We start from the raw sequence: 24,599 nt of genomic DNA on the forward strand, positions 1-24,599 counted from the left end.
TCGTTCGTATGAGGAGGATCGGACGAGTAAGGCCGATCCGCCCGGAGGGGAATATCGACCGATGCCGCGTTCACTACCGATCTTCGACGAGGACGACCCCCTGTGGCGTGAGGCGGCGCGGGCGCTGTTCGTGGTCTGGGCGGCCCGGACCGGACGGAGGCTGCGGCACGTTCCCGTCGAGCGGCTCAGCGCGCGGGAGCTGGAGGACTTCTGGGCCGACGACCAGCTCGACGAGGACTCCCTCCCGCAGGCGCGTCCCACGCACCAAGCGCTGGTCGCCGTCGACATCGTCGCGTTCGGCGCCCCCGGACGCGACACCCGCGTCCAGATCAGGCTGCGCGAGACCATGTACACGCAGGTCGAACGCGCCCTCGGCGGCACCGGCCTCGCGCTGTCGGACTGCCACCACGAGGACCGCGGCGACGGCGCGTTCATCGTCGCCCCCGGCGACGCCGACCCCTGCGACCTGCTGGACCCCTTCGCCCACGACCTGGCCGCCCACCTGCGGAGCGTGAACCGGCACGCAGACCCCGGCCTGCGGCTGCGGCTGCGCGCCGCCGTCCACTACGGGCACGTCGACCACGACGCGCACGGCGTCGTCGGGCGCGCGCCGGTCGACCTGTTCCGCCACCTGGAGGCCCCCGCGTTCCGGCGCGCGATGGCCGCGACGCCGAGCGCCGACCTCGGCGTGATCGTCAGCGACTCGCTGTTCCGCGAGGCCGGGCACCGGGGCGGACGCCTCGACCACGACGCCTACCGTCCGATCCGGGTCAACGTGAAGGAGACCCGCACCCGCGCCTGGCTCTGGCTCCCGCCGCGCTGCGGCTGATCACGACCCGTCGTCCGGGACGCGGAGGGCGATGGTCGCGATGTCGTCGATGCCGGTGATGGGCAGGCCCTCCAGGATGCCGTCGCAGAACTGCGGCAGCGGTTCGGCGGCGAGCCGGGACGCCTGGCGGGTGAGCCGCTCCAGCCCCCGGTCGAGGTGCTCGCCGGGCTGCTCGATCAGCCCGTCGGTGTAGAGGAACAGCGTGCAGCGGGGCGGCAGCGGCTCGACGGCGCTGCGGTAGGGCTGGTCCACGAACAGGCCGAGCAGCGGATTCCCCGCGTCCTCCAGCAGCCGGACCGCGCCGTCGCCGGTGACCAGCAGCGGAGGCGGATGACCGGCCACCGCGTAGGTGAGGCGCCACCCGTTCGGCTCGGCGCAGTCGACCCGCGCGAGCGCGCAGGTGGCCGTGCTCTCGGGCGCCAGCGTCTCCATCGCTATGCACAGCCGCCGCAGGACGTCCCCCGGCGCCTCCCCGCGGTCGACCGCGAGGGCCCGCAGCATGTTCCTGAGCTGGCTCATCGCGACCGCCGCCGACAGGTCGTGCCCGGCGACGTCGCCGATCGCGAGGGCCGTCCCGCCGCCGGGGAGCAGGAACGAGTCGTACCAGTCGCCGCCCACCTCCGCCGCCGCCGGGCTCGCCCGGTACCGGGCGACGATGTCCAGCCCCGGGACGTCCGGCGGCTCGGCCAGCAGCCCGTGCTGGAGCGCCAGCGCGACCCGCTGCGTCCGGTGGTAGCGCAGGGCGCTGCTCAACGCGTCGTGCGCGTGGTCGAACATCCGCCCGATCAGCACGACGTCCTCCGGGCTGATCGGCGGACGGTCACCGCAGGCCGCGGCGGTCACCACGGCCGCGACCTCCCCGTCCACGGTCACGGGCAGCAGCACGACGCTGTTGGCGCCCGCCCGCGCCAGCCAGCCCGCCGTGCCCTCGGGCACCAGGTCGGCCGGGGGCCGCCCCGGCTCGAACGTCCGGTACACGGGCCGCCGCCGCTCGATCGCCCGAATGAAGCCGCTGTCGGCCGGGAACGACTCCTCGCCGCCCGGCGGCAGCCGCGGCAGCCCCTCCCGCGCCCCGGTCGCGATGCGCTGCGCGATGACCGGGCTGCCCACGGGACGGTCGGTGAAGTCCGGCAGCAGGTGCACGCCGCAGCCGTCGGCGAGCGCCGGGACGAGCACGTCCGCGAGCGCGCGGAGCATGTCCCCGAGGTCGGAGTGCTCGGAGGTCGCGGCGGCGGCCCGGTCGAGCACCTCCCGGCGGTGCCGCTGGAGCCACTTCTGCTCGACGTCGCCGCAGGTGCCGACCCACTCCAGCACCACGCCGTCCTCGTAGACGGGCGCGGCGTTCACCTCGAAGTGCCGGTACTCGCCCTTCGGCGTCCGGAGCCGGTAGACGTGCCGCCACGGCCGCGAGAACCGGCGCGCCTCGGCCCACGACCGCACGGTCGGCTCCTGATCGTCGGGGTGCAGGGCCCGCACCCAGCCCATCCCGCGGAACTCCTCCCAGGTCTGCCCGGTCACCCGCTCCCATCCGGGGCTCGGCTCGATCGGCGTGCCCTCCGGCCCCGTCACCCACACGATCTCCGCGCTCACCCGGACGAGGCTCTGGAACCGGCGCAGCATGCGCCGCTGCGTCTCGGCCGCCTGCCCCGCCCGCATCTCCGTCGTCACCCGCTTGGTGACGTCGATGGTGACGATCAGCACCCCGGGCTCCTCGGTGATCCTGGAGAGGCTGAAGGAGAAGAAGCGCTCCTCGCGTCCGGCGTCCGGATAGGTCAGGCTCAGCGGCATGTCGGCGCGGCTGACCGCCTCCCCGGTGGCGAGCACGCGGTCGAGCAGGTCGAAGTAGTCGCGCTGGAGCAGGTCGTCGAAGGTCTCCCGCATCGGCCGTCCGAGCGGCCGGTCCCCGAAGCTCGCCCGGTACGCCGGGTTCGCGTAGACGAGCCGGTGGTCACCGCCGCTCGTCACCGCCACCCCGACCGGCGCGAGATCGAAGACCTCCAACGTCAGGCCGCCGCCACGGGCGCCCTCCATGCGTCCCCTCCTGACCTGCGGACCCCTGCACTCCGCCTACCCGGGAGGAAACCCAGTATGTGTGGAAAGGTCAGCTCGCGGTCTGCCACCTGAGTGGCAAGGCGTCGAGGCCGAGGACGAGGCTGGCATGCTCCACGGGCCGCTCACCAGGCGTTATGCCGTAGTCGGGAATCCGCGCGTGCCACTCGGTGAGCGCGATCCGCAGTTCCAGCCGGGCGAGGTGCGCGCCGAGGCAGCGGTGCGGGCCCGCGCCGAACGCCAGGTGCGGCGCCGGTGGGCCGTCGATGTCCACGGCCGCGGCGCTCGGGAACGCCCGCGGGTCGCGGGTGGCCATGGAGATCGGCAGCATCACCATGTCCCCGGCCTTCATCGGGCATCCGTGCAGGTCGACGTCCTCGGTGAGCCTGCGCGCGGGGAGCGGCAGCGCGTAGACGCGCAGGAACTCCTCGATCGCGGCCGGGACGACCGTCGGGTCACCGGCGACGCGGGCGCGGTCGGCGTCGTGCGTGGCCAGATGCCAGAACGTGTAGGACAGCTGCGCCGCGACGGTGTCGAGCCCGGCGAGGAACAGCAGCACGCACAGCTGGAGCAGCTCGCCGTCGGTCACGGGCCGCCCGTGCAGGACGAAAGTGGTCGCCGCGCTGACCAGATCGTCGCGCGGGTGCGCGCGGCGGGCCCGGATGAGCTCGGTGAAACAGGCCGTGACCTCCGCCATCGCCTCGGCCCGCCCGGCACCGGACGGCGGCGGATGCAGCACCGCGTCCTCCCAGGCCAGGAACTCCTTCAGCCGCCCGGGCGGCAGCCCGACCAGCTCCAGGAAGATGATCGTCGGGAACAGCCGCGCGAAGTCGGCGACGAAGTCGCACGACCCCTGCCGGGCCAGGCCGTCGACCAGCGCGACGCAGTGCCGGGTGATCCGCTCCCGCATGGCCCCGGCGGACGCGGGCGTGAACAGCGGGCGCAGCAGCCGCCGCCAGGCCGTGTGCAGCGGCGGGTCCAGCATGACGGGAATCCACTGGTAGGACGGGTCGGGATCGATGACCGCGATCGCGCGACTGGAGAACGTTTCCGGGTTCTGGAACGCCGCGAGAATGTCCTCATGCCGGGTGAGAACCCAGAAACCCTGCTGCCCGCTGCTGCGGAACGCCGCGTGGCGCTCGCGCAGCCCGTCCAGCATCGAATGCATATGCCCGGCGCGCCCGCGCTCCGCGAACGGGTCGAAATCGATATGCGGAACACTCACCGCGCGATCATACGCGCGACACCGCAGAGATAGGTGGCCGGAAGCTCGCACATCGAAATCGGCTCCGGAACAGGGTCGGGACGCCAGTCGGGCAGGTTCACCAGCCCCGGCGGCAGCACCTCCCACCCCTGGAAAAGCTCGACGAGCTGTTCCCGCTCCCGGAACGTCATGCTCATGTTGACGCCCAGGTCCTTGTACGTCCGCGCGCCCTTCTCGGCGTTCTGCCGGTACGCCGAAGTCGCTGTCGGACGGGTGATATGCGAGACCGCCAGGTAACTGCCGGGCGCGAGCACGTCGCGGAACCGCCGCACCGACCGCCGCACCAGTTCGTCGTCGGGAACGCAGTGCAGCACCGACAGCATCAGCAGCGCGACCGGCCGCCGCAGATCGAGGACGGACAGCAACTCGGGGTCGAGCAGGATGTCGTCGGGATCGTAGAGATCGCCGCCGATGACGACGGTCCGGGGCTGCGTCGCCAGCAGCGCCCGCGCATGCGCGAGGACCATGGTGTCGTTGTCGACGTACACGACGCTGGCGTCCGGCCGCGCGGCCTGCGCCACCTCGTGCACATTCTGCTGGGTGGGCAGCCCGCAGCCGATGTCGAGAAACTGGTCGATCCCGGCCTCAAGTGCGAGAAAGCGCACAACGCGGGCCAGAAAATGACGATTCGCCCAGGCGGTGGCCCGGGTGGCGGGCGCGGCCCTGATGATCTGCTCCGCCGCCTCACGATCGGCGGCGAAGTTGTCCTTGCCGTTCAGGAAGTAGTCGTAGATCCGCGCGACGTTGGGAGTGCTCACGTCAACGCCGGTCGGCGCGGCTTCCAGTGTCATGCTGCCTCATTCTCGGCGACGGATGACCATGGTGATCCTACGCAGACCCCGGCGCCTCCGACAGGGCTGACCCACCCCGCGCCGCAGCTCCTCCTGCAACACCCGAGAAGCCGCCATATCGCTTTCAAGGAACCCGCCCTTCTACTAGCAATGACGAACGATGAATTCGAACCATCGACCCCCGCACCGACACAGATGAAAGCCGCACCCCTCCAGCTCCGCTCAGCAGCACCCCCCGAACCGTCTGACGGAGGCGCCCCCGCCCCCTTGCTCAACCCATCGAAATTCGATAGATTTCCATCGTGATTCGATGGAAGGAGGGGTTATGGGCAACCTGGCAGTGCGCGCGCTGCGCGCCGTGCTCGCGGTCGTGCTCACCGGCACCGTGTTCGTCCAGGCAGTGATGGTGTGGACGTTGGTCAGCGGGAACGACCCGGAGGACGGGACGCTCCCGCTGAACGCGCTGCGCGTGATCACGATCCTGGGACTCGGGACGGTTCAGGTCACCCTGGTCTGCATCTGGCGGCTGGTGGCGATGGTGCGCCGCGGAACCGTGTTCTCCGACGCCGCCTTCCGCTACGTGGACGTCATCATCGGCGCGATCGTGGCGGCCGCCCTCGTGTGGTTCACGGTCACGGCCGTCAACGCCCCGGACCAGCGCGACGACCCCGGCGTCACCGTCATCATGGCCGGTGTCGGGGTGGCCATCCTGGGAGGCGCGCTCCTCGTGCTCGTACTGCGGATGCTGCTCGTCCAGGCCGTCGCGCGCGACGCCGAGGCGACGCGGATGCGGGCCGAGCTCGACGAGGTGGTCTGATGCCGATCACCGTCGACATCGACGTGATGTTGGCCAAGCGCAAGATGTCCGTGGGCGAACTGGCGGACCGCGTGGGAATCACCCCCGCCAACCTGGCGGTCCTCAAGAACGGCCGCGCCAAGGCCGTCCGCTTCACCACCCTCGCCGCCCTCTGCGAGGCCCTGGAATGCCAACCAGGCGACCTCCTCCGCTGGGCCCCCGAGGACTCCGCAGACCAATAGCGACGGCCGCAGCCAACGCGGCCCCGGTCCAGGCACGGACACCGCCCGGACGGTGGGTCACCCGGCTGCGATGGCTTCGATCTCGACGAGCCAGTCGCTGTCGAGGGTGGTCGCCACGATCGCTGTGGTCGGGATGCGCCTGGCGCCGAGGGCGGCGGCCCGGGCCGTGGCGTTGGCCTCTGCGTAGACCGGGTCCCGCAGGTAGCTGGTCAGCCGGACGATGTTGTCGACGGTCATGCCGGCCGAGGCCAGGATGACCCGGATGTTGGACCAGATGAGCTCGAGTTGCTCTTGTAGCCCGGTACCGGGCTTCCCGGCCGGGTCCAGCCCCATGGTGCCGGAGACGAACAGCAGGCGTCCGGCATCTCGGACCTCCAGGGCGTGCACATAGTCGTCGGTGGCCGGGTAGACGCCCTCGGTCGGGTTGTGCGGCACGAACTCTGGCGCGTGCCATGCCGCGCTCCCAGCGCCCGGCAGCCGGGCAGACCCGCCGCCCGTCCCGGATGACGGTCACCACCACCCCGGTTATCCACAGGGCGAGAGGTTGACCTGGGATTTCGAGCGTTGAGGGCGTCTTAGGCAAGCCTGTAATCAGCGCAGGGGTTGTACCGGTATGCGGACGGCGATAACTCGATGCGAGAGGCCGTCCTGGCTTGACGCCCTGGCCCATTGCCGATCGCGGCGAAGCTCGGTCAATATCACTCGGAAAGGCGCCCTTCGTGACTAAATGGACCTTGCCTGTCAATGTGATCAGCAGGTGTGGTGCGGAGGTGAGCGCCCTGACGGTCCGGCACCGCTACGACGATTCTGATAAACCCGATATCAAGGAGTGGCCGACCGCACGCGACGATCAGGTGCTCACCGGATTGACCGTCACGTTCACGGTGCGGCACATGAATTTGGGTGCCAGCTTTTGGTGGATCAAGTTCACCTGTGCGGGCAAGAAGTACACGTGCAAAGAAAACTTCTACTGCTGCCTGACCCCGGACGACGGGAATAGTGGTCGCCCGGTAGTGATCACCTTTGACCGTGGCGACATGAAAGTCGAACCACCGGCTTCTCATTCGTGTCAAGTCGCCGTCTATGAAACGACTTGATGTGTGATCCGATGCACGCATGTTGAGTGACCCCTTGCCGGAAAGCGCAGCCGACGTTCGAGATGCCGTGTGTGCGCTCCGCAGGTGGCTTGCGGTCAGAAGGCACATGTTCCTGCTACCGGATGCCCTGGGGCCCCATTTTCTGGAACAACTGAAGCGGCTGAGTGAGCTGTCACTCGTTCTACTGGCGCTGGCGCGCCCGGCTGATGGCTCGGGCCCGCGTGACGAGCATGCCTCATGGGCTGAGCGTATGGCCGAGGGCCTTGCCGTCGATCTGGGGTCCGTAGAGCCCGCCGTGCGTTCAATGGTCGATCTTCACGCCGCTCCAGGTACCCGCTCTTTGCTGGTCGCGTTTCCAGCGCTCGAGGCGATCACGGGGAGGACCTTTTGTTTCCATCGCCTTGTGACCGAGGCGCTGGACGCCGACACGGGGGCCGACACGTGTGCGGACCTGGCCTTCGCCCGGGACGTGGCTGGTCTCGAGGACTGCCGCGATGTGGTCTCCGCCGAGCTGGCCGAACTCATCCGGGCCCCGGCGCTTGTTCCGGGAACCCTCAAGCGGAGCGATCTTTACGAATTGACCCACCTGTTCTTCTACGCAACGAAAATGGGGCGGCGCGCAAGCGGTTGGGAGAGCCGGGAGTCGTCCTGGATACATGAGCGGTTGGAGATCGACGGGAGGGTCCGCGAATCCCTCGGGGACCTGGATCTGGCGGCCGAGTCCGCCCTGAGCCTGCTGCTGGCGGGTTTCCCGGCAAGCGATCACGTTCGCCGGACGGTGGCGAGGTTGTCGATGTCGGTGCAAAACGATGGCCATGTTTCCTCGTACCCGTGGCTTCCCGACTTGTTGAAAGACGGCACTCCGGCTTGCTACCACCCGACATTGGTCGGGCTGGCGGCGCTCGCGGAGTTCGAAAGGAAGGCTTGTTGAGCCGGTGGCGACTCCTGCGCGGGCGAAGCCGTTTACGAAGCTTTGGGCATAATCATCCCGATTGCAGAGTATTTCGGGTGGAGCAGCGGTAATAGCCAAGTTGGCGATGTCCCTACTGGAGGGGTGTCCCGGGCAGGGGAAAAATCATGGTTGCGGAGCCGTAGCCATCGCCGAGAGACGAAAAGGGGGCCTTCGTTATGGCCGAGTGGACTCTCCCAGTAAAGGTGACCAACAACTGTGGTGCCGAGGTCACGGACCTCAAGGTCGAGCACCGCTACGATACGGACCACTACGACAAGAAGGAATGGTCCGTGGTCGCCGACGGCCAGGTGCTCACCGGGCTGAGCGCAAAGTTCTGGACCGGCTTCCTTAGGACGGGCGTCGATTACTGGTGGCTCAAGTTCACCTGCGAGGGTAAGAAATATACCTGCAAAGGCGACTTCTATTGTTACCTGACCGCCGGCGATGGAGAAAGCGGAGGCCCGGTAATGATCACCTTTAGTAGGGGGAGCATGACGGTCAACCCGCCGAAGTCCTCCTCGTGTCAGGTGACGGTCTACGAGGCCTGACGACCACCGCACAGGAGAAGCGCCAAGGTGACCTAGACGCGGCCACCGGCGCCGGCGTGGCGTGCCCTCCTGGTGAGGGCACGCCACGCTCGCCGGCCCGAGGCCCCGGGCCGGCGCAGAGCCGTCCAGGAGGGCCCCTTGTCGATCGGTTATCAGCTCGCAATTTTCGTCAGATTCTTTTTCGCGGCCCTCTTCGCCACGGCCGTACTGAGCAAGGTTACGCATCCGCGCCGGTTGCAGCAGTTCGTCCAAGCGACGGGGAAAATGATGATGGTGAGCTGGAGGAAGGCCATATACATCGCGATGGCGGCGTTGTGCTGTGAAGCGGGAGCCGTGGTGCTGCTTCTGGCTCCCGGGACCTCGAGGTCGGGGTTTGTACTGGTGAGTGGGCTCCTGCTCGTGTTCAGTGCCGTAATTTCCGGTGCGCTGCGTCGCGATGTATTTTCTCAATGCGGCTGTTTTGGAAGTACGAGCTCGAGGCTCGGCCATCGGCTATTGGCGCGTAATATTCTGTTGCTGGCCGTGGCGCTGTCCTGTGCTGTTTCGCCTCTTCCGGAGCTCCGTCCCATCGCGATCTCCTCCTGGACGGCAGCGGTGACCGGAGCCCTGACCGCACTCGCCTTGATCCGGTATTACGACGCGCTGGCCACGTTGCTCACGCGCAGGAGCAGGCCGCCGAGGGAGATGAGCGCCTCGATCGACAAGTAGCTCGGGCGCGTGCCCGCCGAACGAGGCGGCGAGCCTCGGTGCGGGGGGCGTGGGTTCGGGCAAGCGGCCTAGCTGCCGGCGGGGTCGAGGTCGGCGGGGGTGTAGCGGTCGGTGAGGAGGTGGACGGTCTTGCCGGGCGAGCGCAGGCCCTCGCCGAGGTGGCGGTCCTGGTCGTCCCGGCCGGAGAGGAGCACGTCGACGCGGTCGCGCAGGGCGGTCGCGCCGGGCATGCGGACGAGTTCGGGCCAGGTGTAGCCGGTGAACAGGATGACCGACAGCGACGTCTCGTTCCGGATGCGCGCGAGGAGGCGCAGGACCGGGCGGCGTTGCAGGAGGGGTTCGCCGCCGCGGATCGTGACGCCCTCGATCCAGCCGCTGAGCAGGGCGATGTGCGCGAACATGTCCTCGCCCGTGACCTGGTGGCCGCGGCGGGCGTGGGTTTCCGGGTCGCGGCAGCTGGGGCAGCCCAGCGTGCGACTCTGGAGCCAGATCACCGCGCGGGTGCCGGGGCCGTCGGTCTCGCTGAACGGCTCGAAGGCGTGCACGCGCAGCGGACGCGGCGGACGTGGCGCCCAGGTCAGCTGCCGAGGCCGGAGTTCGTCGCTCACGCCGTGATTACACTCCCGGCGTAGCGGGACCGGTCCCGTGCGATCAGGGGACCATCGTCCGCGCGATCCCGAGGTGCGGAGGGGGACGGACGTGGAGCCGCTTCAGCGGGGCGACCCCGAGCGGGTGGGTCCCTACCGCCTGCTCGGGCGTCTCGGGGCGGGCGGGATGGGCGTCGTGTACCTGGGCCGGTCGCGGGCCGGACGGGCGGTCGCGGTCAAGGTCGTCCGGCGGTCGTTCGCGGGTGACGCGAGGTACGCCGAGCGGTTCCGGCGCGAGGTGGCCGCCGCGCGGAGGGTGACCGGGACGTTCACCGCGCCGGTGTTGGACGCCGACCCGGACGCGGTGCCGCCGTGGCTGGTCATCGCCTACCTGCCGGGCCTGTCGCTGCGGGAGGCGGTGCTCGCGTTCGGACCACTGCCGGCGGCGTCGGTCCGTCCGCTGGCAGCGGGGGTGGCGGAGGCGCTCGCGGCGATCCACCGGGCGGGTGTCGTGCACCGCGACCTGAAGCCGGGGAACGTGATGCTCACCGCCGGGGGACCCCGCGTGATCGACTTCGGGGTCGCGCGGCCCGAGGACGCCGTCACGATCACGCGGACGGGGGCGCACATCGGGACGCCCGGGTTCATGGCGCCCGAGCAGCTGCGCGGCGACCGGGCCGGGCCGGCGGCGGACGTCTTCGCGATGGGCGCGACGCTGGCCTACGCGGCGACGGGCACGGAGCCGTTCGGGGCGGGGGCGCCCAGGTCGCGGGACCTACGGGCGATGACGGCGCGGGCGGATCTGGACGCGATCACCGAGCCATGGCTGCGCGAGGTCGTGGGCGCGTGTCTGCGGGCGGAGCCTGCGGATCGTCCGTCCGCCGTCGAGGTTCTGGAGATGGTGGGCGAGGACATTCCCTCGCTGTTCGCGGCCGGGTGGTTTCCGGCGCCGATCGCGGACGAGATCGAACGTCGGGCGGCTGACACGTCCGCCGTGACCGAGGTGCCGGTGGAACAGCTGCACGCTGCCACCGCCCCACCGGACGCGACCCGGCCGGGCGGACGCCGGGCGTTCCTCCTCGGCGCCGGGGCCGTCGCGGGCGCCTTGGCGGTGGGCGGGGCCGGGCTGCGGGCGTGGCCGTCCGGCGGCCCGCGCACGCCCGGGTTCCCCGGGCCTTCCCCAGCCCCGGAGCCGAGCGAGCGCTGGACGCGGCGCGTGGCCGACGCGCTCCCGAAGATCAAGGCTGCCGACGGTGTGGTGCTGGCCAGCGGGGCGATCGACGACGGAGGTGAGAGGTCAACGGTCGGAGCGATCGACTCGCGTACCGGAAGCATCCTGTGGGATCGGTACGGCGGGTTGTCCGGGTTGCTGCACGGCGGCGTCGCGTACCTGAGCCTGGGCGGTGCCCTCGGCGCCGTTCGGGCCAGGACGGGGCAGGACTTGTGGCACTACGAGACGCCCTCCGGGGAGTCCCCCGCCTTGGAGATGGCGATCGTCGGGTCCGTGCTCTGCTACGGCTCCGATCCAGTCGCCGGGCTGGACCTGGCCGACAGGCGCCGGGGCTGGAAGTCCGAGATCGTAGGCGAAGTCGTGCTGCTTGCGGCGGATGGGCTGCTCATCGCGCTCTCGACCGAGGCCATGATCGGAATGGACCCTCGCACGGGCAGGAGCCGGTGGACCCGTCCGATCGACGACGGGAACGACCCGGTCGGGGCGGACGGGCTTGTCTTCTCCTGGGACCGGTTCGGGACGTTGCACGCCGTCCGCACCGATTCGGGCGCGCTCGCCTGGAAGCGGGAGCACCTCACCGGATTCAGCATGCAGGCCGGCGGCGGGCGCGTCTACGCCGAGGGGCGGGACGGGGAGGTGCTCGCCCTGGAAACCCGCACCGGAAGGCCTGTCTGGTCGCGGACGGTGGCGCGGCTCCAGGACGACCCGGCCGCGCAGGCGACCGCGTGCTGCCTGTCCGGCGCCACGCTCTACGTCGCGTGCGCGAACGAGAACCTCTACGCGCTGGACGTGGCCGACGGTCGCGTCCAGTGGTCCTACCGCGCGGGCGCGACCGCGCGGATCGCGCCCGTGAGCGCGGACGGGCTGGTCTTCGTCGGCATGGAGGACGGCCGTGTCCGCGCCCTCGCGCCACCCCCCTAGTAGACGCGGAAGGAAACTCCCATGCGACCCCTTGAGCACGACGACCCCCGCCAGGTCGAGACCGCTGGACGGAGCTACCGCCTGCTGGCCCGCATCGGGTCCGGCGGCATGGGCGTGGTCTACCTCGGCCGCTCCACCGCCGGACGCGCCGTCGCGGTCAAGATGGCGCACCGCGAGTTCGCCGCCGACACCGAGTTCCGGGACCGGTTCGAGCGGGAGGTGAACGTCGCGCGGTCGGTCGGCGGCGGGTTCACGGCGACCGTGGTCGACGCCGACCCGCAGGCGGAAATCCCGTGGCTGGTGACCGAGTTCCTGCCGTCGGTGTCGCTGCGCGACGCGGTCCGCGCGTCCGGGCCGCTCGCGACCGAAACCGTGTGGGCGTTGGCGGCGGGCGTCGCGGAGGCGCTCGTGTCGATCCACGCGGCGGGCGTCGTGCACCGCGACCTGAAGCCGTCGAACGTCCTGCTGACCGCCGACGGGCCGCGCGTAATCGACTTCGGCATCGCCCGGGCGGTGGACGCCGCGTCGGTCTCGCGCCCCGGGGCGCGGACCGGCTCGCCCGGGTTCATGTCGCCCGAGCAGGCCGCCGGGGCCACGGTCGGCCCGGCGGGCGACGTCTTCTCGTTCGGCGCGACGCTGGCGTTCGCGTGCACCGGCGAGGAACCGTTCGGGCCGGGGCCGTGGCATGCGCAGATGCTCCGGATCCAGTCGGAGGCGCCCCGGCTGGACGGTATCGCCGACCCCGAGCTGCGGGCGCTGATCGAGGAGTGCATGCGGCGGGACCCGGCGCACCGTCCCACGGCCGTGCAGCTGGCCGAGCGCCTCGCCGGACGCGGCGTCCTGTCGCTGACGCAGCCCGTCGCGGACGGGATCGCCCGAAGCCGCGCCGAGGCGGAGAACCCCCCGTCCGCTAAGGCGGCCGGACGTCGCGGAGCCCTGTGGGCCGGTGCTGTGGGCGCCACCGTCCTCGTCAGCGCGGCGGCCCTGTTCGCCGTCTGGCATGGCACGAGGGACGGCACCGAGGCGGCGCCGTCCGCGACCCGGTCAGCGGCACCGGCCGCGCCGTCCGCCTCGTCCACCGCTTCGTCCACCGCCTCGGGGAGGAAGGGCTCGCCCAGCCCGACGGGCAAGAGGGGCGACATCCGCTTCTCACTCGCGGGTGAGGGCAGGGTCATTTGGCTGAGGTACACGATAAACGGGAAGACCACGAAGCTCACAAACGTGAAGCTGCCTTGGCGGAAGACGCTGCCGATGCTCGCCTACTCGCCGAAGATCTCCTGGAGGTTCGACTACAAGGCCACGGACGACGGCATCCGGGTCGCCGTCACGATGAACGGGCAGGCCATCTCGGAGGGCTCCGGCAACGGGATTGTGGTGTCCGGGTTCCAGTGAGGCGGTACAACCTGGCGGACGGGACCCCTCCCGCCGCGGGATGGTTACGGTGAGCGCGTGCGTGGCCGAGAGGACGGTGCACATGGCTTCGACGATGCGGAAGCCGCCCGGCAAGGTCGACATCCTGCCGAAGGAGATCGGCAGCCTGGCGACCGGGCTGCCCCCGGCGCAGCCGGGCACGCTGTTCGTCATGGGCGCGAACGGCGGGATGCGGGTGTCGCCCGACGCGGGGTTCGACGTCGTGTTCGGACGCTGCGAGCCCGACGTCCACGTCTGCGTGGGCCCGTCCGACCCCCGCGTCAGCAGGCAGCACGGGTACATCACCCGCGAGCACTCGCGCTGGGTGCTCTACAACCTCGGCAGGCTCGCGATCCGCTTCCCCGGCTCGCGGCTCGTGCTCGGCGGGCACCGCGCCGAGCTGCCGGTGGCCTACACGCCGCTGTTCATCGTCGCGCCGGGGCAGGAGCACCTGCTGGAGGCGCGGATCGCCGCCGGGCCCGCCGCGCCGGGCCCGGTCGATCTGCACGAGGTCCCGACCTATGATCCCGACAGCACCGAGCATCCCGACAACCGGCGGCCGGGCGCCGACCGGTGGCAGCTGAACGCGCTGGAGAAGCTCGTGCTGGTCTGCCTCGCCCAGCGCTACCTGCGGCAGGAGCCGTGGCCGCAGCCGCTCACCTGGGCGCAGGTCGCCGACGAGCTCGGCCGCCTGCGGCCCGACGAGAAATGGAACGAGCGCCGCGCCGCCCGCATCGTCACCGGCGTGCGGATGCGGCTCAGCGCCGAGGTCCCCGGCCTGCTGGAGGAGCAGATCCCGCCGCCGATCGGCAACGCGCTCAACCACAACCTGATCAGTGCGCTGCTCGTCCACACCAAGCTCCGCACCGCGGACCTGGCCCTCCTCGGCGGCTGAGCCGGACCGCGCGTCAGGGGGGCGGTAGTTGCGCGGCCGCCGCGTCGGCCAGCGACGTCGCCATCGAGCAGAGCTGCTTGGTGGGCGGGTCGCCTTCCAGCTTGAGGTAGAGCATCTCGATCGCCTCCTTGCCCTGCTGGTCGGGGTACTTGCGGTGGACGACCCGCACCACGCACGTCCCGTCGCCGTCCCCGTTCGGGTCGACGAACGCCTGATGGTTCCGGAGCCGGGTGGGGTTGCCGTCCCGCGGGCCGAGCGGCTGGCCGCGGTCGAAGCGCAGCTTGACGAAGATGCGCCGGGTGGTGCTGCGCCAGTTGCAGTCCCAGCCGCCGAACCCGGACTTCGGGTCGCCGGCGTCGATCCCCGGGATGATGTCGAGCGCCCGCGCGCCGAGCAGCACGCAGGCGTTCCGGTTCGCCAGCGACGCCGCCGGGAACGGTGCCCTCCGGCGCGGGACCGGGCCGTGGTTCAGCACGGCGACCGCCTTGGCGACGGCGGCGTCGGCGACCGCGCACAGGGGGCCGGTCTTATCGTCGGTGTGCTGCGCGTCGACCAGGATCGTGGTGCCGACGTCGGGGGAGGGCAGCAGCAGCTTCCGCCCGCAGTGGTCGTCCTCCTCCGGGTCTTGGACGACCTGGACGCGCCCCATCGTCTTCAGCGGCCCGGCCGTCTCCGGCGCGGCCTCGGCCTCCAGGTCGACCTCGACGTCGACCTCGCCGCCGTCGCCGTTCCCGCCCATCGTCACCAGGACGTCGCACCGGTCGAAGTTGCCGTAGTCGACGTCGAGTTCGGTGCCGCCGAACCGGCCGAGCACGGCGGGGTCCAGCAGGGCGCACGGGTCGACCGTGTGCGGGTCGCCGATCAGGGACGCCGGGGTCGTGCGCTCGGGGGTGGCGTCGCCGTCCCTGTTGAGCGGCGTGAACGGGAACGCGATCAGCGCGGCGACGAGGACCGCGCCCGCCGCGAGCAGGCGCGGGTGCCGCCGGATGAGCACGGCCGACCGCGTCCACGCCGACGGCCGCTCGCCCGGCTCGCCGGGGACCGGGCCGAACCCGCCCGACCCGCCGGAGGGGGCGGAGGAGTCGGGAGGCCAGGTCTCCTTGGCGTAGTCGGGCGGCTCCAGCTGCGCCTCGCCGGCGATCTCGTCCAGCATGCGCTGCGCCTCGTCCGGGGTGGGGCGGTCGGGCGGGGCGGCTTGCAGCATCGCCGCCAGCACCTCGCCCAGCGGCCCCGCCGCGACGGCCAGGACCTCCTCCGACACGCCCTCGGCCGGTGGCGCGTCCGCCCGCGTCTCGGCGGTGAGCTCGTCGCCGGTGTTCGGGCCGGGCGGTGTTCCGGTGACCAGGGCGTAGACGGTGGCGCCGAGGGAGTACACGTCGGAGGCCGGTTCGGGCAGCCCCCGGACGACCTCCGGCGCGGCGTAGGCGGGCGTGTGGCTGACCGGGCCGTTCTGGGTGATCGTCTCCAGGCCCGCGAGCCGGTAGGCGGCGCCGAAGTCGGCGAGCTTGACCGTGCGCTTCTCGGTCATGACGATGTTGCCGGGCTTGACGTCGCAGTGCACGATGCCCGCCGCGTGCAGGGAGCCGAGCGCGTCCGCGATCTCCGCGCCGATCCGCGCCGCGATCTGCGGGGGAGCGGGCGGCCACGCGTCCAGGCTGCCGCCGGGCACGTACTCCAGGACGAGCCAGGACGTGCTGCGCCAGAACTGCCGTACCTGGATGGCGTCGTACAGCGTGACGACGTGCGGATGGGTGAACCTCGCCAGCGCGCGCGCTTCGGCGCGGAGCTGCTTGAAGGCGTGCGGCCCGCTGCCGCCGAACTTGGGCCGTTTGAGCACGACATGGCGCCGCAGCTCCAGGTCGTCGGCCAGCCACACCTCGCCCGTTCCCCCGCGAATGGGCCCTTTGATCAGCCGGTACCGTCCGGCGATCACCGCTCCCATGCGCACCGTGACTCCTCTCACCGGAACGCTCACAAGCCGCGCTAGATCAAACCTACTGGGTGACAGTCCGGGCACACACTGTTTCGCCGCTACTGGTCGTTGACCCCGGGCGACCGGTGTCCTAATGATCACCGGTTGGGGTTTCGTGTCCTGGACTCCGCGCCGTCCGGGCCCGCCGTTTCTCCTAAAGCGACTTCCCGTTGGACGTTGGACGCCGCCCGCCGCGCGACCCCGTCCACGGACGGCCCAAAAGGGCCCCTACCAGATCATGACGGTGCATGCAATCTCCTCCGCAATGGCGGCTCGACCGGCCGCCGTTTGGACGGTCCAAACGGCAATCAGTGCCGCGAGCAGGGGCTTTCACCCTCGTGCCGGCGGCCTCCTGAGCAAACCATGCGGGCCGGGGGCCTTACCCCGGATTTTGCGGGCATCGAGAGAATTGGTTTGGGCGGAGGCGGGTGACCATAACCCTTGCGCACACCAACGGCCCGCGAGGCGCCGGCGGGCCGGTTCGCCGCATCGGCCTTCATCATGTCATCGCAGGTCAGAGCCGCTTCAACGGCCTCCGGAAACGCCGCCGGAGAGGGTCGGGCCGCCATCCATAGGGGGCCCACCGGCCCTTGATGGGACAGGCCGTTGATCTGACTACGAGGCTGGAATTTCTCTACTTTTAGTGTCAGGGCGGCGAATCGCGGTGGTACTGTAACCGTCGCGGTTCCCGGACCGGTCCGGAAAGCGACCGTCGCGCGGCGAGAACGCGCAGGTCGCGGTAGGTGAAACGGTTTTGCGGGCCGGTCGCGGTAAGCCAGATGTTCCTTGCGGATGGTGATCGACCCGATTAAACATGTCGATGTCCAAGATTGGACGATTCGGGAGGTGCTTCGTAGTCTGCCGTAGCACAGTGAAACGGATGTGCTCTTGATTGCCGGTACCTGACGCTTCCCCACGCACTGAACAGGCCGACCCGTGAGAGCGGACACCATGTTGCATGAGCTACTCCCTCTGTCGACGAACGAGTTCATCGCCGGGATCGAGGCGGTCGCGCCCCGCTTCGATTCCGCGACCTACCCCCAGCGGAACCTGCCCGCCGACGACTGGACCCTGCTGACCAAGGCGGGCGTGCTCCTCCCGACATTGCCCAAGGAGTTCGGCGGGCGCGACAGCCATATCGAGATGTGCCGGGTAGTGGAGACCCTGTCCGAATGGAACCTTCCGCTGGGCATGTACGTGACGATCGTGAGCGCGGTCGCGTTGCGCCCGATCGTGCTGTGGGCGGGTGAGCAGGCCCGCCAGGAGGTGCTGCCGCACTACGCGGGCGGCGATCCGATGATCGCCGGGTTCGCCTCGACCGAACCCGGCTGCGGCTCGGCCATGTCCGCGATGACGACCACGTTCGAGGAGGTGCCCGGCGGGTACCGCATCCGCGGCCGCAAGCACTGGCAGGCGTTCAGCCTCAGCGCGCAGTGGTGGCTGGTCAGCGCCAAGAACGACGGCCACGGCAGGCGCGAGTACGGCTACTTCATCGTCAAGCGCAGCGAGGGGTTCCGCACCCTCCAGACCTACGAGCCGCTCGGCCTGAAGATCATCGACTACGGCCTCAACGAGATCGACGCGGTCGTCCCCCGGCACCGGCGGATCGCGGCCGACGGCGGGTCGCTGCGTCCGATGGCGGAGATGCTGATGGCCTCGCGGTCGATGATGGCCGCGATGGGCACGGGGTTCCTGCGCCGCGTCAGCCGCGAGGCGCACGCCTACGCGGCGCGCCGCCGGATCGGGCCGGGGCCGCAGTCGGCGATCCGGTTCGTCCAGTACCGGCTGGCGGCGATCGACGCGTCCTACGCGATCTGCGCCGCCCTCAACCACCACCTCCAGACCGACCTGGACATGAAGGGCGCGATGCTCGGCGCGTTCCCGGCCGTCCACGCGATCAAGACCGTCGCGACCGAGCGGATGCTGAGCGCCGCGCACCACTACCAGCAGCTCGTCGGCGGCGAGGGGTACCGCGCGGGCTCCCCCACCAACATCTCCGCGCAGGCGTTCCTCGACGCCCGCGTCTACACGATCTTCGACGGCACCAACGACCTGCTCAGCCAGCAGCTCACCGAATGGTGCCTCGCCCGGACGGCCGGACGCCCGCTCAGCCGGTTCCTGGCCGAGTGGCCGCCCACCGCGTCCGCCGTCCGCGCCTGCCGGCTCGACCTCGGCTTCCTCGACCAGCCCCTCGGCCAGGAGCACCTCGTCCTCGCCGGCCGCGCGATCGCCTACCTGTTCACGGCCGGCCAGGTCATGCGGTGGACCACCGAGACCGGCGCCGACCCGGTCCGGTCCCGCGCGGCGATCGAGTTCCTCAAGGCCGACATCACCTGCGTCCAGACCGAGTTCGGGCTGCTCGCGGCCGGTGTGCTGCGTCCCGTGGACGGGCTCGACCACGGACGCGGGGAGGGGACCGAGGACGGAGGTGCCGCACCCGGCGCCGCGCCGTCTGCGGCCGGTGTGCTGTTCTCCCGCTCCGTCCCCGTCACCACCGAAGCCTGACCCCGCCGAGCCTGACGGCGGGGAGTCTCAGATGCCCTCGCGGCGGCGGATCAGCTCGACCAGGTCCGCCGCCCGCTCCTTGATGAGGTTGAGCCCGGGATGCCCCCACGGCTTCGGGTCGCGGTCGACGATGCAGACCGTTCCGAGGACCGTGCCAGTGTGGTCGATGAGCGGGGCGCCCGCGTAGGTGCGGATGCCGAGCCGGTCGACCACCGGGTTGCCCGCGAAGCGCGGGTAGTCGCACACGTCGTCCAGCACGAGGGCCTTGCGCCGCATCACGACGTGCGGGCAGTACCCGTGGTCGAGCGGGACGTCCCGGCCGAGCTCCACCGCGCCCGTCGCGTCCGCCCCCGGGACGGGCGGCGCGTACAGCCCGCTCAGGTACTGCCGGTCGGTCACGAAGTTCACCATCGCGAACGGCGGATGCTCGGAGCCGACGAGCCGGCCCGCGGTCTCGGCGAGGTCGCGGGCGAGCGCGTCGAACTCGGCGTCGGGGCCCTGCCCGAGGCCGAGCTCGCGCAACCGCGCGACCCGCTGGGGGACCTCCGGGTCGACGGGGGTGAGGAGATGGCCGGGCGGGTCGTAGAGCGGCTCATGGGTCACGGGGTTCTCCCTGAGTTATGGAATGTCAGTTGGGTGTGGCGGGCGCGGGCGCGGCGGCCAGCAGGTGCAGGATCAGCTCCCGCAGCACCGAGGTCGCGGACGGCCGGTCCCGCGCGTCGCACGGGACGACCGGCACCGCCGGGTCGAGGCCGAGCGCCGAGCGCACCTCGTCGGGGCCGTAGCGGAACGCCGAGTCGAACTCGTTCACCGCGACGAGGAACCGGGTGCCCCGGCTCTCGAAGAAGTCGACGGCCTCGAAGGAGTCCTGGAGGCGGCGGGTGTCGGCGAGCACGATCGCGCCGAGCGCCCCGGCCGACAGCTCGTTCCACATGAACCAGAACCGCCGCTGCCCGGGCGTCCCGAACAGGTAGAGCACGATGCCGTGCTGCTCGATCGTGATCCGGCCGAAGTCGAGCGCCACGGTTGTGGTGGACTTGGCCTCCACCCCGCCGAGGTCGTCGACGCCGACACTGGCCGCGGTGATCAGCTCCTCGGTGCTCAGCGGCTCGATCTCGCTGACCGCGCCGACGAACGTCGTCTTCCCGACGCCGAAGCCGCCCGCGACGAGGATCTTGACCTGGGTGGGGGGTTCCTCAGGCGCGTTGTAGGCCATCGAGCAGCTTCTCCAAGAGGGCTCGGTCGGTCGGATCGGCGGCGATGTAGGTCGCCTGCGTGGTCATCGCCCGGCGATCCAGCAGGTCGGACAGCACGACCTTGGTGACCACCACGGGCAGTTGTAAGTGCGCGGCGACCTCGGCGACGGAGGTCGGCCTGCGGCACAGGTCGAGGGCGCGGGCGTACTCGGGATCGGCCGTGGGCGGCGGCCGGTCGGCCGCCACCACCAGCGAGAGCAGGCTCAGCTCGACGGACGGGCGGGTGCGGCCCGCGGTCACCGTGTAGGGGCGGACGAGCCGTCCGGCGTCGTCGTCGAGCCACACCTCGTCGTCGGCGGGATCACCGCCGGGCACCGGCCCGGCCGTCATGCCGGACGGCGCGGATCGGCGGCCGCGGCGGGCGGTCGCGCCGCGGTGTGCAGGAACGGGCGGACGGCCCTGATCAACCGGGCCATCTCGAAACCGACGACGCCCGGATCGGCGTCGCCCCGGGCCAGCACCGCCAGCACCGAGTTGAAACCGGCCCAGGAGATGAACAGCTGGCTCGACTGGAGTTCGGCCACCACCTGCCGGACCTCGTTGCTGTTGTCGAACTTCGTGCCGGTGCTCCGCGCGATGGAGAACAACCCCGACGCGAGCGCGGCGAGATGCTCCGCGCTGGCCCGGTCGAAACCGTCGGATGCCTTCAGCATGCCGTCGGAGGACAGCAACACGCTCCCGCGTATCACCGGAACCTCCTCGCCCAGCCCCCGCAACAGCCAAGCGAGATCTTGCGCCTGGTTCGGGGAGACAGCACTCAATGGACGCTCCTTATCGTTGGTCATGTCTCGTCAGTTCGCGCCGCCGGAGCCGTCCGGCGCGCCGTCGGTCTCCTCGGCGCTGCGGACGCCCCGCTTGAACGCGGCCATCAACCCGGGGTTGTGCTCGATCTCCGCCTCGTCGTCGGGGGGCGCGGCCACATCGACCTGCTGGGCCAGCTCGGGCGCGATGTGGGTCTGGGCCTGGCGGCGCGGCAGGGGCGGCCGCTCACCGGCGCTCCCGGACGGCGCGGGCGCGGCCGCCGGTGCGGGCGGCGGGCCGGGCACCGGGGCGGTCGGCGGGGGACTCGGCCGGGTGGACGGCTGGGCCGGTGCCGCCGCCGCGACCGGAACCGGAGCGGGCGCCGGTGCGGGAGTCGGTGCGGGCGCCGGTGCGGGAGCCGGGACGGGTGCGGGCGCCTGGGCGTGTGCGGGCGCGGGTGCGGGCTGCGGCGGCGCGGCGTGCCGGGGACCCGACGGCTTGGGCTGCGCCGGAGCCGGGGCAGGTGCCTGAGCGGGGGCCTGCGCCTGGACCGGGACCTGCGGTTGCGGTTGAGACTGCGGCCCGGACTCGTCCGGGCCGCGGCCGTCCAGCTCCTTGGGCACGACGACCACGGCCTGGGTGCCGCCGTACACGTTTCCCTGGAGTTGCACGCGGACCTTGTGGCGGCGCGCGAGCGCGGACACGACCAGCAGCCCGATCCGGCCGTCCTTCAGCAGCTCCTCGGTGTCGGCGCGCTCGTGGTCGGCGAGCAGGTCGTTGAGCCGCCGCTGGTCGCCGCGCGGGATGCCGAGCCCGCGGTCCTCGACCTCGATCGCGAGGCCCGCGCTGACGGTCTCGACGCGAATGTGCACCTGCGTGCTCGGCGGCGAGAACTTCGTGGCGTTCTCGATCAGCTCGGCGAGCAGGTGGACGACGTCGGCGACCGCGCCGCCGTGCAGCTCGCCCTCGATGGGCGGCACGACCTTGACGCGGTTGTAGTGCTCCACCTCGGCGATGGCCGAGCGCAGCACCTCGAAGACGCTGACCGGCCGCGTCCACTGGCGGCGGGACGCGGCGCCGCCGATCACCGCGAGGCTCTCGGCCTGGCGGCGCGTGCGGGTGGTGAGATGGTCCACCTTGAACAGCCCTTTGAGGAGGTCCGGATCCTCCACCTGGTTCTCCAGCTCGTCGAGGCCCTGGATGGCCCGGTGGGACAGCGACTGCATCCGCCGGGCGAGGTTCACGAAGACGCCGACGCGCTGGCTGGCGCGGTCGGGTTCGCGGGTGGCGGCGCCGAGCACGGTGTTCCAGGCCGCGCCCTGCGCCTGCCGTACCTCGTAGGCGAGTGCGATGACGGGATCGGCGCCGTCGGGGGGCGGCTGGTCCTCGGTGTAGGGCATGGCCGTCTCCCCGGCGCTCAGCCCCTCGGCCAGCCGTTGCAGGTCGCGGCGGCCGCGGGTGACCAGCAGCGCGAGCTCGCCGAGGCGCCGCCGCGTCGTCTCCTGCTCGCGGGCGACGGCCCGGGCGCGCTGCTGGAGCACCCGGCGGGTCGCCGCGTCCGCCGCCACCACGGCGATCGCCAGGGTGATCACCGCGCCGCCGGCCGCGAGGGCGAGGACCAGGCGCGTCTGCCGGGCCACGTCGGCATCGCGGTACAGAACGCCCACCGCCGCCGTCTCGAATAGGCCGACAATGGCCGCCGGAAGGACGGAAATGGACAGGTGAAAGGTGCGTATACTGCGATGGCGACGCTTGCCGCGGGGCTGGGACCTGCCGGTTCGTCGACCATCTTGGGGTTCGGCGCCGGCGGCAGGTTCGAAGAAGTCAGGCATCGGCGTCCTCAGTGCGTTGACAGCGGAGATCACGATACTGAGTAATACGTACTCGTAGGGGTACAGCTCGGATCTAGGCTGGCACAACGCCTCATCGGGGAAGCACGGATTGCTGAGATTCCACCGTCCCGCTGACTCTATCAGGGTGTCCGTCCGGTGATGTCCCTTTTGCTGGGCTATTCCGGCCCCCAGCCGTCATCTCGTGTTCACCTGCGCGGTTGTCTCGATCCGATGCATCGGACGACTGAAAACGGTCGATAAGGCCAGCCGCTAACGCGCCCCCGCGAGATCATCTCCGTTCTCCCCTTATCGGCGTTGCTGACCTGCGGAAATCCACGCCCGGTAGTCGGCCCGGGACCCGTCCCGGTACCGCCGACGAACAATTGGTGCGGCCCGCCGTCAGCCCCGCTTCGCGCCGAAGGACGACGATGTATCCCCCAAGCCAGGGCACGCCCCCACCGCCCCCACCTCCGTACTCTCCGCCACCGGCCCCGACGCCCCCGCGCCGGTTCCGACCGCCGCGCGATCCGCTGGCCGTCGCGCTCGCCAACGCGTCCCTGCTCAACGTCGGCTACCTGATGCTCGGGCGGTACCGCCGCGCCGTCGCCACGGGGATCGTCACCCTCGTCCTCCTCGACGTGCTCGCGGAGTCGGGACATTCGGTGTGGTTCGAGCTCCTCGTGCTGGTCTACTGGGCGGCCCTCGTCGCGAACGGCTGGTTCCTGGCGGGCGGGCGGAGCGCCTGGGCCGGTTGGTCCGGAGTGGGCAGGGTGCGCGGGCAGTTCGTGGTGGCGCTCGCCGCCACGCTCCCGGTGCTGCTGGTGCTGGGCCTCCTGCGCTACAACGCCGCCACGGTCGGCGACGCGCTCGCGGACGCCCGCCGCGACGGCGACTGCGCGAAGGCGCGGAAGGCCCAGCGCGACATCTGGTTCGGCGACCGCGTCGCCGACTCCCCGCTGGTCGCCGAAGCCGAGCGGACGGCCCGCGTGTGCCGGAGGCTCGCGGCGGCCGGAGCGGACTTCACGACCGCGTTGTCCGGCGGCAGCACCCTCGCGCTGGTGCGGGGTTTCGACGGCCTCGCGTGGGTGCTGCGGCACGAGCCCGGCCACGGGCGGATGGTCGAGGTCGTGCTGGACGGCTTCCTGCGCGGCCTGCCCGCCAAGGACCACTGCGCCACGGTCGCGCTCACCGACTGGCTCCGCGCGCGGCACGCGAGCCACGACATGCTCGACCGGTCGGCCGCGATCGTCGCGCGGACGGCGCCCGCCGCGCTGATCGCATGCGGCGACCAGCTCATGTCCGCCAAGGAATGGTTGGCGGCGCGCGTCCGCTACCAGGACCTCCTCGACCGCTATCCGAATTTCGCGCAGGCCGCCCAGGCGCGCGAGGGCGTCAGAAAGGCCACGCTCGCCATTGAGCTGGCGCAGGTCACGCAACTGCTGAAGGACAGCGACGACGCCGACGACCTCGACAGCGGCTATTGCGCCGACCCGGCGAAATACAGCGGCGCGCCCGCCTACGGCAGGGGCACCAATCGCGCGTACTTCACCGGCCCCGGTGAATACGCGGGCAGGCTGCCCGGCGGCTGGAAGACCCGGGACGCGGCCAAGGCGTCGCTGGTGGTCTGCATGGGGGAGAAGGAAATGGGGCAACGCGTCCAGACCTGCCCCTATGTGCCGGAGAAGGGGCACTGGGGCGTCTCGAACGTGACCTTCCGGAAGATCGCGGTACCCGTGAAGGTGTACGAGTTGCGGACCGGAAAGCGCGTCGCCGACAAGAAGGTGCAGATCGGCGGTTCGAGTTGCCCCGGGCGGATCGAGTACGAGAGCTACCTTGGGGAGGGGCCCCCGCCGGACGAGATGTACGTCGACGCGTCCACCTCCGACATCCGGGACGCTTTCGAATCGCTCGTCGTCCGCTGAGGAGTTCGGGTTGTCCCCCCCCCCGGGCCACGAGCCAGCCGTAGTGATCTC

At 71.1% G+C, this 24,599-nt stretch carries 23 protein-coding genes; 12 read left to right on the plus strand and 11 right to left on the minus strand.

What is annotated here, in order from left to right:
- The first annotated feature begins 61 nt into the window (after nucleotides 1-61).
- Entirely contained in the window at nucleotides 62-829 is a 768-nt protein-coding gene (locus K2F47_RS10790) for a hypothetical protein (protein WP_242902733.1), read from the plus strand.
- Here K2F47_RS10790 and K2F47_RS10795 read toward each other — a convergent pair whose 3' ends face one another.
- From K2F47_RS10795 to K2F47_RS10805, 3 genes are all read right to left on the minus strand, one after another.
- Nucleotides 830-2,860, minus strand: coding sequence for a SpoIIE family protein phosphatase (locus K2F47_RS10795; protein ID WP_242902734.1), 2,031 nt, complete (start codon nucleotides 2,858-2,860; stop codon nucleotides 830-832).
- A 70-nt stretch (nucleotides 2,861-2,930) separates the two neighbouring features.
- Nucleotides 2,931-4,103 (minus strand): cytochrome P450, encoded by a 1,173-nt coding sequence (locus K2F47_RS10800; protein ID WP_242902735.1) that lies wholly within the window; start codon nucleotides 4,101-4,103, stop codon nucleotides 2,931-2,933.
- The gene (locus tag K2F47_RS10805; protein ID WP_242902736.1) at nucleotides 4,100-4,933 is read right to left on the minus strand and encodes an SAM-dependent methyltransferase; all 834 of its coding nucleotides are present in this window, start codon (nucleotides 4,931-4,933) and stop codon (nucleotides 4,100-4,102) included. The genes K2F47_RS10800 and K2F47_RS10805 overlap by 4 nt, the downstream gene beginning before the upstream one ends.
- A 325-nt stretch (nucleotides 4,934-5,258) precedes the next feature.
- Here K2F47_RS10805 and K2F47_RS10810 point away from each other — a divergent pair, with 325 nt between their 5' ends.
- Both K2F47_RS10810 and K2F47_RS10815 read left to right on the plus strand, forming a co-directional pair.
- Entirely contained in the window at nucleotides 5,259-5,750 is a 492-nt protein-coding gene (locus K2F47_RS10810) for a DUF2975 domain-containing protein (protein WP_242902737.1), read from the plus strand.
- Entirely contained in the window at nucleotides 5,750-5,971 is a 222-nt protein-coding gene (locus K2F47_RS10815) for a helix-turn-helix domain-containing protein (protein ID WP_242902738.1), read from the plus strand. The genes K2F47_RS10810 and K2F47_RS10815 overlap by 1 nt, the downstream gene beginning before the upstream one ends.
- Before the next feature lie 57 nt (nucleotides 5,972-6,028).
- On the opposite strand, the gene K2F47_RS10820 is transcribed toward K2F47_RS10815, so the two are convergent.
- Nucleotides 6,029-6,406 (minus strand): RidA family protein, encoded by a 378-nt coding sequence (locus K2F47_RS10820; protein WP_242902739.1) that lies wholly within the window; start codon nucleotides 6,404-6,406, stop codon nucleotides 6,029-6,031.
- Between the two features lie 335 nt (nucleotides 6,407-6,741).
- Here K2F47_RS10820 and K2F47_RS10825 point away from each other — a divergent pair, with 335 nt between their 5' ends.
- The 4 genes from K2F47_RS10825 (at nucleotide 6,742) to K2F47_RS10840 (ending at nucleotide 9,276) form a co-directional block, all read left to right on the plus strand.
- The gene (locus K2F47_RS10825) at nucleotides 6,742-7,068 is read left to right on the plus strand and encodes a hypothetical protein (RefSeq protein ID WP_242902740.1); all 327 of its coding nucleotides are present in this window, start codon (nucleotides 6,742-6,744) and stop codon (nucleotides 7,066-7,068) included.
- A gap of 19 nt (nucleotides 7,069-7,087) precedes the next feature.
- Nucleotides 7,088-7,999, plus strand: a complete 912-nt coding sequence (locus K2F47_RS10830; protein WP_372490842.1) for a DUF6895 family protein — start codon at nucleotides 7,088-7,090, stop codon at nucleotides 7,997-7,999.
- A gap of 197 nt (nucleotides 8,000-8,196) precedes the next feature.
- On the plus strand, nucleotides 8,197-8,568 hold the full coding sequence (locus K2F47_RS10835) for a hypothetical protein (RefSeq protein WP_242902742.1): 372 nt from the start codon (nucleotides 8,197-8,199) through the stop codon (nucleotides 8,566-8,568).
- Between the two features lie 138 nt (nucleotides 8,569-8,706).
- The gene (locus K2F47_RS10840) at nucleotides 8,707-9,276 is read left to right on the plus strand and encodes a MauE/DoxX family redox-associated membrane protein (protein WP_242902743.1); all 570 of its coding nucleotides are present in this window, start codon (nucleotides 8,707-8,709) and stop codon (nucleotides 9,274-9,276) included.
- Nucleotides 9,277-9,344: 68 nt separating this feature from the next.
- Here the strand turns inward: K2F47_RS10840 and K2F47_RS10845 are convergent, their stop codons facing one another.
- A complete protein-coding gene (locus tag K2F47_RS10845; RefSeq protein ID WP_242902744.1) occupies nucleotides 9,345-9,884 on the minus strand; it encodes a 4Fe-4S cluster-binding domain-containing protein in 540 nt (179 codons plus the stop codon).
- A 91-nt stretch (nucleotides 9,885-9,975) separates the two neighbouring features.
- Here K2F47_RS10845 and K2F47_RS10850 point away from each other — a divergent pair, with 91 nt between their 5' ends.
- The 3 genes from K2F47_RS10850 (at nucleotide 9,976) to K2F47_RS10860 (ending at nucleotide 14,320) form a co-directional block, all read left to right on the plus strand.
- On the plus strand, nucleotides 9,976-12,015 hold the full coding sequence (locus K2F47_RS10850; RefSeq protein WP_242902745.1) for a protein kinase domain-containing protein: 2,040 nt from the start codon (nucleotides 9,976-9,978) through the stop codon (nucleotides 12,013-12,015).
- A gap of 21 nt (nucleotides 12,016-12,036) precedes the next feature.
- Complete coding sequence (locus K2F47_RS10855) at nucleotides 12,037-13,407, plus strand: serine/threonine-protein kinase (protein WP_242902746.1); 1,371 nt, start codon at nucleotides 12,037-12,039, stop codon at nucleotides 13,405-13,407.
- Between the two features lie 82 nt (nucleotides 13,408-13,489).
- Complete coding sequence (locus K2F47_RS10860; protein ID WP_242902747.1) at nucleotides 13,490-14,320, plus strand: FHA domain-containing protein; 831 nt, start codon at nucleotides 13,490-13,492, stop codon at nucleotides 14,318-14,320.
- 13 nt (nucleotides 14,321-14,333) lie between these two features.
- On the opposite strand, the gene K2F47_RS10865 is transcribed toward K2F47_RS10860, so the two are convergent.
- A complete protein-coding gene (locus K2F47_RS10865) occupies nucleotides 14,334-16,262 on the minus strand; it encodes a serine/threonine-protein kinase (RefSeq protein WP_242902748.1) in 1,929 nt (642 codons plus the stop codon).
- Between the two features lie 981 nt (nucleotides 16,263-17,243).
- Between K2F47_RS10865 and K2F47_RS10870 the strand changes: the two genes are divergently transcribed.
- Nucleotides 17,244-18,797, plus strand: a complete 1,554-nt coding sequence (locus K2F47_RS10870) for an acyl-CoA dehydrogenase family protein (protein WP_242902749.1) — start codon at nucleotides 17,244-17,246, stop codon at nucleotides 18,795-18,797.
- A 27-nt stretch (nucleotides 18,798-18,824) separates the two neighbouring features.
- On the opposite strand, the gene K2F47_RS10875 is transcribed toward K2F47_RS10870, so the two are convergent.
- The 5 genes from K2F47_RS10875 to K2F47_RS10895 are packed head-to-tail and all read right to left on the minus strand — an operon-like array spanning nucleotide 18,825 to nucleotide 22,434.
- The gene (locus K2F47_RS10875; protein WP_242902750.1) at nucleotides 18,825-19,400 is read right to left on the minus strand and encodes a GAF domain-containing protein; all 576 of its coding nucleotides are present in this window, start codon (nucleotides 19,398-19,400) and stop codon (nucleotides 18,825-18,827) included.
- Between the two features lie 25 nt (nucleotides 19,401-19,425).
- The gene (locus K2F47_RS10880; protein ID WP_242902751.1) at nucleotides 19,426-20,013 is read right to left on the minus strand and encodes a GTP-binding protein; all 588 of its coding nucleotides are present in this window, start codon (nucleotides 20,011-20,013) and stop codon (nucleotides 19,426-19,428) included.
- The gene (locus K2F47_RS10885; protein ID WP_242902752.1) at nucleotides 19,994-20,383 is read right to left on the minus strand and encodes a DUF742 domain-containing protein; all 390 of its coding nucleotides are present in this window, start codon (nucleotides 20,381-20,383) and stop codon (nucleotides 19,994-19,996) included. Before K2F47_RS10885 ends, K2F47_RS10880 begins: the two co-directional genes overlap by 20 nt.
- On the minus strand, nucleotides 20,380-20,838 hold the full coding sequence (locus K2F47_RS10890) for a roadblock/LC7 domain-containing protein (protein ID WP_272496874.1): 459 nt from the start codon (nucleotides 20,836-20,838) through the stop codon (nucleotides 20,380-20,382). The genes K2F47_RS10885 and K2F47_RS10890 overlap by 4 nt, the downstream gene beginning before the upstream one ends.
- 6 nt (nucleotides 20,839-20,844) lie before the next feature.
- Nucleotides 20,845-22,434: a sensor histidine kinase gene (locus tag K2F47_RS10895; protein WP_242902754.1), complete on the minus strand. Its 1,590-nt coding sequence runs from the start codon at nucleotides 22,432-22,434 to the stop codon at nucleotides 20,845-20,847.
- 620 nt (nucleotides 22,435-23,054) lie between these two features.
- Between K2F47_RS10895 and K2F47_RS10900 the strand changes: the two genes are divergently transcribed.
- On the plus strand, nucleotides 23,055-24,548 hold the full coding sequence (locus K2F47_RS10900) for a hypothetical protein (protein WP_242902755.1): 1,494 nt from the start codon (nucleotides 23,055-23,057) through the stop codon (nucleotides 24,546-24,548).
- The last annotated feature ends 51 nt before the right edge of the window (nucleotides 24,549-24,599 follow it).

It is taken from the genome of Actinomadura terrae, assembly GCF_022751215.1.
Classification (GTDB): domain Bacteria; phylum Actinomycetota; class Actinomycetes; order Streptosporangiales; family Streptosporangiaceae; genus Spirillospora; species Spirillospora terrae.